The following is a 14,517-nucleotide window of genomic DNA, read 5'->3' on the forward strand; positions in this document are numbered from 1 at the left end:
TCATCATGGCTGACCATACCGAAGTCGACAGCGTCTCCGGCACCGCCACGACGGGCCACGCCTGGGACGGCATCAAGGAGCTCAACACCCCGCTGCCGCGGTGGTGGGTGATCACCTTCTACATCACCATCATCTGGGCGATCGGCTACTGGATCGTGTATCCGGCCTGGCCGACCATCTCCAGCAACACCAAGGGCCTGTTCGGCTACTCGTCCCGCGCGGACGTGGCGGTCGAGCTCGCCAATCTCGAGAAGATCCGCGGCGCCAAGATGGCGGCGCTGGCCACTGCCTCGCTCGCCGACATCGAGAAGGACCCGCAGATGCTCGCCCTGGCGCGCGCCAAGGGCAAGACCGTGTTCGGCGACAATTGCGCCGCCTGCCACGGCACGGGTGCGGCCGGCGCCAAGGGCTTCCCGAACCTGAACGACGACGACTGGCTGTGGGGCGGCTCGCTGGAGCAGATCCAGCAGACCCTGCTGTACGGCGTGCGCTCGGGCCATCCGAAGACCCGTGAAGGCCAGATGCTCGCTTTCGGCAAGGACGGTGTCCTGAAGCCGGCGGAGATCGTCACGGTCGCCAACTATGTCCGCGAGCTAGCGGGCCTGCCGACCCGGCAGGGCTACGACGCCAAGGCGGGCGCCAAGATCTTCGCCGAGAACTGCGTCGCCTGCCATGGCGACAATGCCAAGGGCAATCCGGAGGTCGGCGCGCCGAACCTCACGGACAAGATCTGGCTCTATGGCTCGGACGAGGCGACCCTGATCGAGACCATCACCAATGGTCGCGCCGGCGTCATGCCGGCCTGGGAAGGCCGGCTCGACCCGACCACGATCAAGGCGATGGCGGTCTATGTCCACTCGCTGGGTGGAGGAAAGTAACGGAAATCCAACGGAACGTTCCCTTCAATTGAGCTGGATCAACTGAGCGGCCGGAGGTGGGCATACCTTCGGCCGCAACTGCGAGAAGACCCCAGCCATGACGCGCCTGCCATGAACCAGACGGTAAAGCCCGAAGACCTGCAACCGGTGGACGATTACGGTCCGCTCTATGCTGCGCACAAGAAGGTCTATCCGCAGAGCGTCTCGGGCACCTTCCGCCGGATCAAATGGGGCCTGATGGGCTTCTGTCTCGGCGTCTATTATTTCCTGCCTTTCGTGCGCTGGAATCGCGGCCTAGGCGCGCCGGACCAGGCGGTGCTGATCGATTTTCCCAATCACCGCTTTTACTTCTTCTTCATCGAACTGTGGCCGCAGGAGGTGTATTATTTCACCGGCCTCTTGATCATCGCCGCGATCGGTCTGTTCCTGATGAACGCGATCGGCGGCCGCATCTGGTGCGGCTATCTCTGTCCGCAGACGGTATGGACGGACCTGTTCTATGCCGTGGAGCGACTGATCGAGGGCGATCGCCGCGAGCGCATGAAGAAGGATGCCTCCAGCGATCCGATGAAGCTGGAGCGGATCTCGGAGTTGGTGCTCAAACATTCGATCTGGCTGATGATCGCCTGGTGGACGGGCGGCGCCTGGGTGCTGTATTTCAGCGACGCGCCGACCCTGGTGAAGGACCTCGTCACCTTCCAGGGGCCGATGCTGGCCTATATCTGGATCGCCATCCTGACCGCCACGACCTATACGCTCGCCGGCTTCATGCGCGAGCAGGTCTGCGTCTACATGTGTCCCTGGCCGCGCATCCAGGCGGCGCTGACCGACGAATGGGCGCTCAACGTCACCTATCGCTATGACCGCGGCGAGAGCCGCATGTCGGTCAAGAAGGCGGCCGAGCTGCGCGCGCTGGGCCAGCCCGCCGGCGATTGTATCGACTGCAAGCAATGCGTGGCGGTGTGTCCCACCGGCATCGACATTCGCGACGGCGCGCAGATGGACTGCATTCAGTGCGGCCTGTGCATCGACGCCTGCGATACGGTGATGACCAAGATCGGCCGCCCGACGCGGCTGATCGGCTACGATAATGACATCAACATCCACCGCCGCCAGGAAGGCAAGCCGCCGGTCTACAAGCTCGTGCGCGCGCGCACCGTCGCCTATGCCGCGATCATCGCCGTGGTCGGAGGCGCGATGGTCTACAAGCTCGCGACCCGCTCGCTGCTCGAGGTCAACGTGCTGCACGATCGCAATCCGGTTGCGATCAAGCTGTCCGACGGCTCGATCCGCAACGCCTATACGGTGCGCGTCCTCAACAAGCATGGCTTCGATCGCGTCATCGCCATCGACATCGAGGGGCCGGCGAATGCGACGGTTCATGTCGTCGGCGCCGATTCGGTGACGCCGGATCGTCCGATGATCGTGGTCGGGCGCGACCAGACCGAGGAGCTTCGCCTACTGGTGACCGCGCCCGAGGAAAACAATCCCGAGAAGTCGATCCCGGTAAAGTTCCACGTCACCGATATCGGTCTCGGCGTCGTCGCCGCCGCCACCGACAATTTCGTCAGTCCCTAACGCGCCGAAGGAGCCCGCCAATGGCCAGCCGTTCCGATCGATCCAAGCCGCTGACCGGCCGCATGGTGCTCGCCATGCTCCTCGGCTTCTTCGGGACCGTGATCGGCGTCAACGTCTATATGATGAAGATGGCGATCTCGACCCTGCCGGGCACCGATGTCGACAGCGCCTATACCGCGAGCCTCGGCTACAAGAAGGAGATCGCGGCGGCGCGCGACCAGGAGGCGCGGCGCTGGCAGGTCGAGGCGCATATCGAGCGCGGCGCGAGCGGTGCCGCTGTGGTGCAGGTCAATGCACGTGACGCCAGCGGCAATCCGCTCTCGGGCGTGAAATTCCAGGGCCGGCTCGAGCGGCCCGCCGATAAGCGCGCCGACCAGGAGGTCGAGCTCGCCGAGATCGGCATCGGCATCTATCGCGGCACGGCTGAGGCGATCGCACCCGGCCAGTGGGACCTCGTGCTCGAAGGCGATTCCAGCGGCCGACGGCTGTTCCTGTCCAAGAATCGCGTGCTGCTGAACTGAAGGACGTCCGACCATGCATGTGACGCGTGATTTCTCGCATTACGTCAAGGATCTTGGCGCCGGCCTGAAGCACATCGACCTTGCGGTCGAGGGCGTCAGCTGCGCCGGCTGCATGGCCAAGATCGAGCGCGGCTTGTCGGCGCTGCCCGACGTGACCCTCGCGCGCGTCAATCTCACCGATCGCCGCGTCGCCCTGGAATGGAAGCAGGGCACGCTGGACCCGGCCAAGTTCATCGATCGCCTCGCCGAGCTCGGCTACAAGGCCTATCCGTTCGAGAAGGCGAGCGCCGAGGCCACCGAAGCCGAGGAGTCGCGCTTTCTGTTGCGCTGTCTCGGTGTCGCGGCGTTTGCGACCATGAATGTGATGATGCTGTCGGTCCCGGTGTGGTCCGGCAATGTCAGCGACATGCTGCCCGAGCAGCGCGACTTTTTCCATTGGCTGTCGGCGGTGATCGCGCTGCCGGCCGTGGCCTATGCCGGCCAGCCCTTCTTCCGCTCCGCCTGGCGCGCGCTTAAGAGCGGCAACGTCAACATGGACGTGCCGATCTGCATCGGCGTGATCCTGGCGCTCGGCATGTCGCTCGTCGAGACCTTCCATCACGCCGAGCATGCTTATTTTGACGCCGCGATCATGCTGCTGACCTTCCTTCTGGTCGGCCGCTATCTCGACCAGAACATGCGGCGGCGGACGCGTGCGGTCGCCGGCAATCTCGCGGCCCTGAAGGCCGAGACCGCGACCAAGTTCATCGGCGCCGACGAGATTTCCGAGGTGCCGGTCGCGGCGATCCGCGCCGGCGATCTGGTGTTGCTGCGTCCCGGTGAGCGCTGCGCCGTCGACGGCGTGGTGGTCGAGGGCCGCTCCGAGATCGACCAGAGCCTGATCACCGGCGAGACGCTCTACGTGCCGGCCGAGCAGGGCACCGCCGTCTATGCCGGCTCGCTCAATATCTCCGGCACCTTGCGCGTCCGTGTCTCCGCGGCGGCCGAAGGCACGCTGCTGGCCGAGATCACGCGCCTGCTCGACAATGCGCTGCAGGCCCGCTCGCGCTACATGCGACTGGCCGACCGCGCCTCGCGGCTCTATGCGCCAGTGGTGCATGCGACCGCCGCGCTGACCGTGCTGGGCTGGGTTCTGGCTGGGGCGAGCTGGCATGATGCCATTGTCACCGGCATCGCCGTGCTGATCATCACCTGTCCCTGCGCGCTCGGTCTTGCGATCCCCACGGTGCAGACCGTCGCGTCTGGCGCGATGTTCAAGTCGGGCGTGCTGCTCAATGCGGGCGATGCCATCGAGCGCCTCGCCGAGGCTGAGCACGTCATCTTCGACAAGACCGGCACGCTGACCTTGCCCGAGCTTGAAGTGGTCAACGCGGCCGACATTCCGGCCGATGTGTTCGCTCTCGCGGGGCAGCTCGCGCTGTCGAGCCATCATCCGGTGGCCGCCGCCGTCGCCCAGGCCGCGAAGGCACGGTCGCCGCTGATGGGCGCGGTCGAGGAGCCGGGGCAGGGCGTGCGCGCCGTGGTCGACGGCGTCGAGATCAGGTTGGGACGGCCGGCCTTCTGCGGCGCCGAGGCGCTCGCGGTTCAGAATGCCAATCTCGATCCCGAGGCTTCCGTCGTCGCCTTCCGTCGTGGCAGCGACACCTTCCTGTTCTCGGTGCGCCAGGGGCTGCGTCCCGACGCGGCCAAGATCGTCGCCGGCCTGCAGCGTCGCGGCATCAAGGTCGAGATCCTATCGGGCGATCGTGAGGCGGCCGTCGCCGCCGCCGCCAAGGCGCTCGGCATCGATGAGTGGCGCGCCAGCGTCACGCCGGCCGACAAGATCGCGCGGATCGAGGAGCTGAAGCGCGCCGGCGTCAAGGTGATGATGGTCGGTGACGGCATGAACGACGCCCCGTCGCTCGCCGCCGCGCATGTCTCGATGTCGCCGATCTCGGCCGCGCATCTCAGCCAGGCTACCGCCGATCTCGTGTTTCTCGGCCGTCCGCTGGCGCCGGTGCTCGCCGCTGTCGACTATGCGCGCAAGGCGCTGCATCTGATGCGGCAGAATCTGTGGCTTGCGGTCGGCTATAACGTCCTGGCCGTGCCGCTGGCGATCAGCGGTCTCGTCACGCCATTGATCGCGGCGGCGGCGATGTCGGGCTCGTCGATCCTGGTCATGCTGAATGCGCTGCGCGCCCGCAAGGTCGCCGGGGAGGCGGTGTCATGGAAGTGATGATCATTCTCGTGCCGTTGGCGCTGGCGCTCGGCCTGGCTGGCCTGGTCGGCTTCCTCTGGTCGCTGAAGAGCGGCCAGTATGAGGATCTCGAAGGCGCGGCGTGGCGCGCCATCGCCGATGACGATGAGCCGGCGCCGGCTCAGCCGGAGGCCGCTCCGGGCCGGCCCTGAGTGACGGCCACGCTTTGACCCGCAGGTGTGCCTGCAGATTCGGAGGCTGATCGCAGGTCAACTACTGCGAGAGTTGCGTTGCAGCATCACCTAAAGTGTGGTGCGTCCTTCCCGTTCGGGCTGAGCGATCCGCTGCGCTGTGAGCTTCCCTCCTATTCGCTAAGGCCCGAAAGCCCGAAACTCCCATCAGGATACCGGCTGATCCGCTCGGCTTAAGGGATTAGTTGTAGTTTGTTCTTAATCATCAAGGCGACGCCCTTGCTGCTGCCGGTCGACCGGCCATGCGGCAGCGGAATCTTGCAGAGCTGTGCAGTCGCCCCGGTGCGCCGTGAGCCGCCGAACCATCGATGACGATTAGGAACGGCCGATGTCCGAGCGTGGAACGATGCGAAGCGAGACATTTCAAGCAGACACCGGGGCGGTCAGTCTCAAATGGAAGATCCTCGCTGGCAATCTGTTGACCGGCGTGTTTGCGATGGTCTTCGCCTGCGTCCTGGCGTGGGGCGGATGGGGCGATCTGCGCAAGCGTGAGCAGGCCGCCCGCGTCCTCAACGCCTTCGAGCTGGTGATGAAGGTGAACGCCCAGATCCCGTTGGAGCGCAGCCAATGGAATCTGCTCGCCGCCGGCGCGGCGGCCTCGGCCGACGACATCGCCAAGCTGGACAAGGCGATTGCGACCACCGACGAGGCGCTGGCGCAGGCTAAGACCGCCGCCCAGATCGCGAGCCTCTCGACCAACAACATCGACTCGGCCGAGCGGACGCTCCGTGATGTTCGATCCGCGGCGCGCGGCGCCGTTCCGTTGCCTGCCGCGCAACGTCCCGCGAATATCCAGGCGGCCACCACCGACGGACTGGGACGCGCTGCGGAAGCTCTCAATGCCTCCATCGACGAGACCGCGATCGAGCTGTCGCGCGTCGGCGGCGATGTCGAGAACCTGCTGCCGTCGGGCCAGCTGGCGCAATTGTCGCAATCGATGCGCACCGTCAACGGTGCACGCTCCGCGGTGCTGCGCTTCTTCATCCAGAACCAGAACTGGACGCCCGCCCGTCTTGCCGAGGTCACGGAGCAGAGCGGCCAGGTGACCCTGCTCTGGCAGCAGATCGAGCTCGCAGCGCGCAGCGTCCGTGACACGCCGGCGGTTGCCGCCGCGCTGGAGCATGTGCGTTCGACGCTGATGGGCGAGGGCGAGCGCCGCTATCGGCAGATCGTCACGGCCGCGCGCGACGGACAGCCGTCCCCGGTCACCGCGGAGGAGTGGGGCCGCTGGACCACGCCGATGCTGAACAACGTCATCGTGCTGCGCGACGCGGCGCTGACATCGGCGCATCAGGCGATCGACAAGGCCATCGACGCGGCGCGGCTGCGCCTGTTCGGTGCGCTCGGCATCGTGCTTCTGGTCGCGATCGTGTCCGCGGCCGTGGTCGTCGGGGTCGTGCGCGGCGTCATCGGGCCGCTGGTCGGACTGACCGGCGTGACGCTCCGGCTGGCCAATGGCGAATTGGGCGCGGATATTCCGAGCGAGTCGCGCAAGGACGAGATCGGCGCGATGGCGCGCGCGCTCAAGGTGTTCAAGGATGCCCTGATCGCCAAGAAGGAATCCGATGAGGCGGCGCAGCGCGATGCGCAGGCGCAGATCGATCGCGCCCGTCGGCTCGACACGCTGACCCGCAATTTCGAAGCGACGATCGCCGACATCGTCAATACGGTTTCGTCGGCCGCGTCCGGACTCGAAATCTCGGCGGATACGCTGACCAACACCGCGAACCGCTCCAAGGAACTCAGCACCGTCGTGGCGGCGGCCTCCGAGGAAGCCTCGTCGAACGTTCAATCGGTGGCCTCCGCCACCGAGGAGCTGTCCTCTTCCGTGACCGAGATCAGCCGCCAGGTCCAGGCCTCGGCCCGCATGGCCGGCGATGCCGTGCAGCAGGTGCGCCAGACCAACGGCCGCGTCGCCGAGCTGTCGCAGGCTGCCGCCCGCATCGGCGATGTCGTTGAGCTCATCAACACCATTGCCGGCCAGACCAACCTGCTGGCCCTGAACGCCACGATCGAGGCGGCCCGGGCCGGCGAGGCCGGCCGCGGCTTTGCAGTGGTGGCGACCGAAGTGAAGGCGCTGGCCGAGCAGACTGCCAAGGCGACCGACGAGATCTCACATCAGATCTCCGGGGTGCAGGCGGCCACCCAGGAATCGGTCAATGCCATCCAGTCGATCAGCACCACGATCGAGCGGCTGGCCGAGATCGCCTCGGCGATCGCTGCGGCCGTCGAGGAGCAGGGGGCCGCGACCCAGGAAATTTCCCGCAACGTGCAGCAGGCCGCCACCGGGACCCAGCAGGTCTCAGCCAACATCACGGACGTGCAGCGGGGGGCCGCTCAGACCGGCTCGGCATCGGCCGAAGTGTTGTCGTCGGCGAAATCGCTCGCCGGCGACTCCAACCGGCTCAAGCGCGAGGTTGGCAATTTCCTGGAGGCCGTCCGCGCCGCCTGAGATAGCTTCGCGGCGTCCGACAGGTCCGATCCACAAACAGAAGGCCCGGAGATCGTCTGGGCCTTCGTGCGTTACGCGGATGTCAGCATCTTTCGGTACAGCGTGTTGTAGCAGGCTGCCGACAGATCCCAGCTGAAGGAGCGCGCCATCGCTGATAGTCGCATCGCGTTCAATTGCTCCGTCCGTGTGAAAGCCGAGAAGGCGCGTTTCACGCCGCCGAGGAACGACTCCGCCGACGGCTTTTCGAACAGGAAGCCGGTCTCGCCGTCGGTGATCGTTTCAGCCAATCCGCCGGTCTGATGGCCGATCGGCAGCGAGCCGAACCGCTGCGCGTACATTTGGCTGAGGCCGCACGGCTCGAAGCGCGACGGCATCAGGGTGAAGTCGCTGCCTGCGAAGATGCGCCGCGCTTGCGCATCGTTGAACCCGATCGCAACCCCGATCGCATCCGGCCGGCGGCGATGGGCCTCCAACAATGCGCGCTCGATCGCCGGCTCGCCTGTTCCGGTGACGACGATCTGGCCTCCCGCCCCGACGATCTCGTCCGCGGCTTCCAGCACCAGATCGATGCCCTTCTGATGTACGAGACGTGCGACGATGCCGAACATCGGTCCACGCGACACCGCGAGCCCAAACTGCTTGCGGACATAGTCCGCGTTGGCCTTCTTGCCTTCCCAATCCCCGGCGGCGAAGGGCTGCGCCAGCTGCTGGCAGTAGCGCGGATCCCAGCTCTCATCGATGCCATTGAGGATCCCGGTCAGCTCATGCGCATTCGACCGCTGACGCAGCAGGCCCTCCAGGCCGCAGCCCAGCTCGGAGGTGGTGATCTCCTGGGCATAGGTGGAGCTGACCGTGGTGAGATGCGACGCATAGACGAGGCCGCCCTTGAGAAACGACAGCTTGTCGTAGAATTCGAGGCCGTCGATGTGGAACGATGATTCCGGGGCGCCGATCCTCCGCAGCGACTCCCGCGGGAACAGGCCCTGATAGGCCAGGTTGTGGATGGTCAGGATCGAGGGAACCGCGACCCCGCGCCATGCGAGATAGGCCGGCACGAGGGCCGCCTGCCAATCATTGGCGTGCACCAGGTCAGCTGCCCAGTTCTTGTCCAGGGTGCCTGCGGCGAGCTCGGCAGCCGCAGCGGCAAGGCGGCCGAAGCGGATGTCATTGTCCGCCCAGTCCTGCCCGCTCTCGTCGCCATAGGGGTTGCCGGGCCGGTCGTACAGCTCGTCGCAGAGCAGGACGTAGACCGGCAGGCCGTCGCGCGTCGATGATCGTCCGAGCGAGCAGGCCGGCATCTCCGCCAGGGCTGCGCATTGGCCGACGATCTCGATGTGAGTGAGATGTTCGATCACGTCCCGGTAGCCGGGCAGCATGATCCTGACGTCAGTGTGAGAGCGGAGTGCCCGGGGCAGTGCGGCTGAAACGGCCGCCAGTCCGCCCACCCGGACGAAATCGTCCATTTCGGTTGTAACGAACAGAACCCGCAAGAGATGTCCTCGATCAAGCCCCATGACCGTCCTATGCAAGAAAAGGTCCAAATATAGCCGTCAACGAAAGTCGTGCCGCACTGCGGCGAGAGGCGAAACGCTTTCGAGATCGAATGGTTCGATCTAGAAGCGAGGCGCACCGCGTTGCATGGCTTACGCTTCGTGAATCCGTGAGGGCGCGGCAGACTGTCCAACCGGCCATCAACGCGAAGAATCAGAACCAAGGAGCTGCGAGGGTGAGTCTAACTGGAAACGATGAGAGCCGTTTGACAGGATGCTTCGAGGGGCTCCGCGTCCTCGACTTCTCGACCACCATCGCCGGCCCGCATTGCGCCCGCATGCTTGCTGATATGGGGGCGGAGGTGATCAAGATCGAGTCAGCGGAAGGTGAAACCATGCGCACCCGCCCGCCGGTCCGGCATGGCTGCTCCACGGCTTTCGGTCAGCTCAACGTCGGCAAGAAGAGCGTGGTGCTCGATCTGAAATGTTCAGCGGATGTGGAGGCGGTGCGTCGGCTCGTCGCAACGGCCGATATCCTGGTTGAGAATTTCCGGCCCGGGGTCATGCAACGGCTCGGCCTTGCTTATGCAACGCTGAGTGAGTTGAACCCGCGGCTGATCTACTGCTCGATCTCCGGCTACGGCCAGACCGGCCCATCGGCCGAACTCCCGGCCTATGCCCCGGTGATCCATGCCGCATCCGGCTACGAGATGGCGCATCTTGCTTACCAGCCCGGCCGCAGCCGGCCGGATTATTGCGGCATCTACCATGCCGACGTGGTGACCGGCACCTACGCGTTCGGCGCCATCGCGTCCGCCCTCTATCAGCGCGAGCGCACCGGACGCGGCCAGCATATCGACTGTTCGATGCTCGAATCCATGCTCAGCCTCACCCTGAACGAGATCCAGGGCGCCCAGTTCGCGGTCGAGCCGCCGCAGCGCCCGCCGTTTGGTCCGGCTGAAACCCGCGACGGCTACGTGATGATTGCGGTTGCCAGCGAGAAGACGTTCCAGAACCTGATGGGCGTCATCGGCCGGCCCGCCTGGGTCGAGGATCCCAGATTTGCCCGCTACGCCGACCGTCGCCGTCATTGGGGGGATCTCATGGATGGCGTCGAGGCCTGGTCCAGCGGGCTCACGACGGCCGAATGTGTCGCGGCACTGAGCGCGGGCGGGGTCCCGAGCTCGGCCTATCGAAGCGTCGCCGAGGCGCTTGCCGACCCGCAGCTCGCCCATCGTGACGCATTGGCCGAGGTGACGGACGCGGCCGGCAGCTTCAAGGTGGTCAACCTGCCGTTTCGGATGTCGGAAGCGAGGGTCGCGGCGGGAGCGCGTGCGGCGAGCCTCGGTGAGCACACGGCCGATGTTCTTCGCGAGGTCGGCGCGATCGACACCGGCCAAGGCTGAGACAAGGTCGAGCTTCATGAGACAAGGCCGAGCTTGGTGAGGCGAAAGGCTGCAGGGCAGCCATGATCGCGCGCCATGCGCGCGGCCTTGCCGCTCTGCCCGTTTCCGGCCAATGTCGCGGGATTGCAAGAACGGTGCGGACCAGCCGGACGCGCGTCTGTCGGGAGGATCTGTCGAGGCCGCGCTGCCCGCGCGAGCCGTCGCCGCTCGTCCCGTGATGGCGCTGTCCGGTCATACCGGACCACGGGAGTGAAAGATGAAGAGCTTCAAGGTCACCGATTTCAACGCGCCGCTGACCGAGGTCGACGAGCCGACGCCGCAGCCGTTCGGCAAGCAGGTGCTGATCAAGGTCAAGGCAGCAGGGGTCTGCCACAGCGATCTGCACATCTGGGAAGGCGGCTACGATCTCGGCCATGGCCGCAAGCCGCTGTCGCTGAAGGATCGCGGCGTGTCGTTGCCGCGCACCATGGGACATGAGAGCGCCGGGGAGATCGTGGCGTTCGGACCCGATGTCACCGAGGCGGAGAAGGGCGGGCTGAAGGTCGGCGACGTCGCGCTGGTCTATCCCTGGATCGGCTGCGGCAAATGCGCGACATGTCTGGCCGGCGATGAAAATATGTGCCTGAAGCCGGCCTCGCTCGGTGTCTATTGCGATGGCGGCTATGCCGACCACATGACGGTGCCGCATCCGCGCCATCTGACCGATCTCAAGGGGCTCGATCCGGTGACGACCGCGCCCTATGCCTGCTCGGGCGTCACCACCTACAGCGCGCTGAAGAAGATCGAGAAGGATCTGGACACGCCGATCGTGATCTTCGGCGCCGGCGGCCTCGGCTTGATGGCGCTGTCGCTGCTCAAGGCCATGGGCGGGAAGGGAGCGATCGTCGTCGACATCGATGCCCGCAAGCGCGAGGCGGCGCTGGCGGCGGGCGCGCTCGCGGCCGTCGACGGCAAGGCGCCGGATGCGCTGGAGCAACTGACCAAGGCGGCAGGCGAGCCGATCCGGGCCGTCATCGACCTGGTCGGCAATGCCGCCACCGCGCAACTCGGCTTCGACTGTCTGACCAAGGGCGGCAAGCTCGTCATCGTCGGCCTGTTCGGCGGCGGCGCGCCATGGGCGCTGCCGCTTATTCCGATCAAGGCCGTGACGATCCAGGGCAGCTATGTCGGCAATCTCAGGGAGACAAAGGAGCTGCTCGACCTCGTCCGCGCCAAGAACATTACACCGATCCCGGTCACCCCGATGCCGCTCGTCAAGGCCAACGACGCCCTGCGCGAGCTGCAGTCGGGCAAGCTGGTCGGCCGCGCGGTGCTGACGCCTTAAGTCTCGACTCCTCTCGTCCTTGCGAGCAGCGAAGCGGCGAAGCAATCCAGCGTCTCAAGCTGGGCTCTGGATTGCGTCCTTCGCTTGCAATGACGTCGCCAACTCACTCACATTGCGAAGAAAATATGTCCTCGACCAATTCACTTCACATCGCAGTTCTGCCCGGCGACGGCATCGGGCCCGAGGTCATGGCGCCCGCTCTTGAAGTTCTGCGCAAGGTCGAGGCCAAAGCGGGCCTGGCGTTCCGCTTCACGGAAGCCCAGGCCGGCGCCGGCAATTATCTGGCGACCGGCGTGTCGATCGCCGAGTCCACGATCCGTCTCTGCGAACAGGCGGACGCGATCCTGCTCGGCGCCTGCGGCCTGCCCTCGGTGCGCTACCCCGACAACACCGAGATCGCGCCGCAGATCGAGCTGCGCTTCCACTTCGATCTCTATGCCGGGGTGCGGCCGGCGCGGCTGATCCCGGGCGTGCCGAGCCCGATCGTCGGCGCCGCGGAGCGCGGCATTGACTTCGTCGTCATCCGCGAGTCGACCGAGGGCCTGTTCGCCTCGATGGGCAAAGGTGTGGTGACACATGAGGAGGCGCGCGAGACGCTCGTCATCACCCGCAAGACCTCCGAGCGTCTCTTCAACTTCTCCTTCAAGCTCGCCGAGCGGCGTCGGGCCCGTGGCCGTTCCGGCATTTTGGGCTGCGTCGATAAAGCGAATGTCTTCAAGGCCTTCGCCTACTTCCGCAAGATTTTCGACGAGGTCGCTGAGCTCCATCCGAACGTGAAGGCGGAGCGGCTCTATATCGACGCCTGCGCGCTGATGCTGGTGAAGCGTCCCTGGGATTTCGACGTCCTGGTCACTGAGAACATGTTCGGCGACATCCTGTCTGACCTCGCCGCCGGCCTCATCGGCGGCATGGGGATGGCGCCCTCGGCCGATATCGGCGATCGCCATGCCGTGTTTCAGCCTTGCCACGGCACCGCGCCCGACATCATGGGGCAGGGCAAGGCCAACCCGACCGCCATGATCCTGTCGGCCGCGATGATGCTGGATTGGCTGGCGGACACGCGCGGCATCGAAGGCGCGGCCGAGGCGGCGCAGCGGATCGAGCAGGCGGTCGACAAGGTCTATGCGTCCGGTCTCAAGCCGTTCGAATTCGGCGGCAGTGCCGGCACGCTCGAGGTCACCAAGGCGGTGCTGGAGGCGCTTTAAGAGCATGATCCAGACAAGTGGAAGATCATGCTCAAACAAGGAGGAAAGATCATGATGCGTTTCCGCGGAAACGCATCATGATCTAGTGTCCCTTGAAGACCGGCTTGCGCTTGTCCATGAAGGCGCGGCGGCCCTCGCGGAAGTCTTCAGAATCCATGCAGGCGTCGCCGATCCGCTTGATGGCAGCCATGTCGCGGCCGCTCTCGTCCTTCAGCACTTCGGCGATCGTGATCTTGGCGGCCTGAACCGCCAGCGGCGCATTGCCGGCGATGGTGCGGGCGATGTCGAGCGTCGCCGGCATCAGCTCCTCATTGCCCATCATCCGGTCGATCAGGCCGATCCGCAGCGCTTCATGGGCGTCGATCCGCATCCCCGTATACAGCAGCAGCCGCGCCTGCGACGGCCCGACAAGCGAGACCAGATTGCGCAGGCCGTCATAGCCATAGGCGATGCCGAGCCTGGCCGCGGGAATGCCGAACCGGCTGTCCTCGGCGGCGAAGCGCATGTCCGCGAGCATCGCGATCTGCAGGCCGCCACCGAGGCAGAAGCCGCGGATACAGGCGATGGTCGGCTTGGGGTAGCTCGCCAGCAATGCCCGCTGGACGGCGCTTCGCTGCGCATAGGCGTCCGAGGCCGCGGCGTTGTGCCGGCTCTGTTCGAATTGGCTGATGTCGGCGCCGGATACAAACGCCTTGTCGCCAGCGCCGGTCAGCACCACAACGCGGATGTCGGTGCTGTCGCGCAAGGCGATCAGGGCCTGGCCGAGCCCGTCCCACATCTCCAGCGACATCGCATTGCGCTTGTCCGGATGGTTGAAGGTGACGACGCCGACGCCATCTCCCGCATGGGTCGTCAGGATCTTGCCTTCGGCAAAGGCAATGGAGTCCCCGGCGGCGATCGGCATGGCGTTTCCAGCACATTGGCGGCGGGCAGCCGCCTTCGGGACGCGACAAGATCAGTCGCGACAAAATCGGGCCGCCATTTCCTATGACGGCAGGGATTAAAAAGGTAAGACCGCACGGCTCTCGCCGAGCGGAGATAAGGGCCGGATCATCCGGCCGCGTCGATCAGTCATCGCACTCAATCGACGTTACACGTAATCGACGTTGCACTCAGCTGACATTAACCACTGAGGCAATCCTCGGAAAGGCAGTGAACCCGCCCGAGCTGGCTGACCGCCTGGCGCCCCCAAGTTGCGCCCTCGAGCGATGATGGCCCACGTCGACCAGCAGGCGC

Annotated in this window: 11 protein-coding genes; 9 read left to right on the forward strand and 2 right to left on the reverse strand. The window is 65.7% G+C overall.

Features of this window, described 5'->3' with window-relative positions; genetic code table 11:
* The first annotated feature begins 5 nt into the window (after window positions 1-5).
* From ccoP to BBTA_RS13035, 6 genes are all read left to right on the forward strand, one after another.
* Window positions 6-878: a cytochrome-c oxidase, cbb3-type subunit III gene (ccoP, locus tag BBTA_RS13010; protein WP_012042950.1), complete on the forward strand. Its 873-nt coding sequence runs from the start codon at window positions 6-8 to the stop codon at window positions 876-878.
* A gap of 111 nt (window positions 879-989) precedes the next feature.
* Window positions 990-2,456, forward strand: coding sequence for a cytochrome c oxidase accessory protein CcoG (gene ccoG / locus BBTA_RS13015; RefSeq protein ID WP_012042951.1), 1,467 nt, complete (start codon window positions 990-992; stop codon window positions 2,454-2,456).
* 20 nt (window positions 2,457-2,476) lie between these two features.
* On the forward strand, window positions 2,477-2,977 hold the full coding sequence (locus tag BBTA_RS13020; protein ID WP_083780645.1) for a FixH family protein: 501 nt from the start codon (window positions 2,477-2,479) through the stop codon (window positions 2,975-2,977).
* Window positions 2,978-2,990: 13 nt separating this feature from the next.
* Window positions 2,991-5,192 carry a cation-translocating P-type ATPase gene (locus BBTA_RS13025; protein WP_012042953.1) on the forward strand — a complete coding sequence of 734 codons (2,202 nt, stop codon included), beginning with the start codon at window positions 2,991-2,993 and terminating at the stop codon, window positions 5,190-5,192.
* On the forward strand, window positions 5,183-5,365 hold the full coding sequence (ccoS, locus tag BBTA_RS13030; protein ID WP_041750608.1) for a cbb3-type cytochrome oxidase assembly protein CcoS: 183 nt from the start codon (window positions 5,183-5,185) through the stop codon (window positions 5,363-5,365). The genes BBTA_RS13025 and ccoS overlap by 10 nt, the downstream gene beginning before the upstream one ends.
* 367 nt (window positions 5,366-5,732) lie before the next feature.
* Window positions 5,733-7,856: a methyl-accepting chemotaxis protein gene (locus BBTA_RS13035; protein ID WP_012042955.1), complete on the forward strand. Its 2,124-nt coding sequence runs from the start codon at window positions 5,733-5,735 to the stop codon at window positions 7,854-7,856.
* Window positions 7,857-7,927: 71 nt separating this feature from the next.
* On the opposite strand, the gene glgA is transcribed toward BBTA_RS13035, so the two are convergent.
* Window positions 7,928-9,346, reverse strand: a complete 1,419-nt coding sequence (glgA, locus tag BBTA_RS13040) for a glycogen synthase GlgA (protein WP_041750609.1) — start codon at window positions 9,344-9,346, stop codon at window positions 7,928-7,930.
* A gap of 338 nt (window positions 9,347-9,684) precedes the next feature.
* On the opposite strand from glgA, the gene BBTA_RS13045 reads away from it, so the two are divergent.
* The 3 genes from BBTA_RS13045 (at window position 9,685) to BBTA_RS13055 (ending at window position 13,281) form a co-directional block, all read left to right on the forward strand.
* Complete coding sequence (locus tag BBTA_RS13045) at window positions 9,685-10,752, forward strand: CaiB/BaiF CoA-transferase family protein (protein WP_012042957.1); 1,068 nt, start codon at window positions 9,685-9,687, stop codon at window positions 10,750-10,752.
* Between the two features lie 256 nt (window positions 10,753-11,008).
* Entirely contained in the window at window positions 11,009-12,076 is a 1,068-nt protein-coding gene (locus BBTA_RS13050; RefSeq protein ID WP_012042958.1) for an alcohol dehydrogenase, read from the forward strand.
* A 125-nt stretch (window positions 12,077-12,201) separates the two neighbouring features.
* Complete coding sequence (locus BBTA_RS13055) at window positions 12,202-13,281, forward strand: isocitrate/isopropylmalate dehydrogenase family protein (protein ID WP_012042959.1); 1,080 nt, start codon at window positions 12,202-12,204, stop codon at window positions 13,279-13,281.
* Window positions 13,282-13,363: 82 nt separating this feature from the next.
* On the opposite strand, the gene BBTA_RS13060 is transcribed toward BBTA_RS13055, so the two are convergent.
* Window positions 13,364-14,185, reverse strand: a complete 822-nt coding sequence (locus tag BBTA_RS13060) for an enoyl-CoA hydratase (RefSeq protein WP_012042960.1) — start codon at window positions 14,183-14,185, stop codon at window positions 13,364-13,366.
* Window positions 14,186-14,517 lie beyond the last annotated feature (332 nt).

The sequence above is a fragment of the Bradyrhizobium sp. BTAi1 genome, assembly GCF_000015165.1.
In the GTDB taxonomy this organism is placed as follows: domain Bacteria; phylum Pseudomonadota; class Alphaproteobacteria; order Rhizobiales; family Xanthobacteraceae; genus Bradyrhizobium; species Bradyrhizobium denitrificans.

Bases quoted from the DNA above. Each gene is read 5' to 3' on its own strand.
- ccoP (WP_012042950.1), top strand. From the start codon at position 6: ATGGCTGACCATACCGAAGTCGACAGCGTCTCCGGCACCGCCACGACG.
- ccoG (WP_012042951.1), top strand. From the start codon at position 990: ATGAACCAGACGGTAAAGCCCGAAGACCTGCAACCGGTGGACGATTAC.
- BBTA_RS13020 (WP_083780645.1), top strand. From the start codon at position 2,477: ATGGCCAGCCGTTCCGATCGATCCAAGCCGCTGACCGGCCGCATGGTG.
- BBTA_RS13025 (WP_012042953.1), top strand. From the start codon at position 2,991: ATGCATGTGACGCGTGATTTCTCGCATTACGTCAAGGATCTTGGCGCC.
- ccoS (WP_041750608.1), top strand. From the start codon at position 5,183: ATGGAAGTGATGATCATTCTCGTGCCGTTGGCGCTGGCGCTCGGCCTG.
- BBTA_RS13035 (WP_012042955.1), top strand. From the start codon at position 5,733: ATGTCCGAGCGTGGAACGATGCGAAGCGAGACATTTCAAGCAGACACC.
- BBTA_RS13045 (WP_012042957.1), top strand. From the start codon at position 9,685: ATGCTTGCTGATATGGGGGCGGAGGTGATCAAGATCGAGTCAGCGGAA.
- BBTA_RS13050 (WP_012042958.1), top strand. From the start codon at position 11,009: ATGAAGAGCTTCAAGGTCACCGATTTCAACGCGCCGCTGACCGAGGTC.
- BBTA_RS13055 (WP_012042959.1), top strand. From the start codon at position 12,202: ATGTCCTCGACCAATTCACTTCACATCGCAGTTCTGCCCGGCGACGGC.
- BBTA_RS13060 (WP_012042960.1), bottom strand. From the start codon at position 14,185: ATGCCGATCGCCGCCGGGGACTCCATTGCCTTTGCCGAAGGCAAGATC.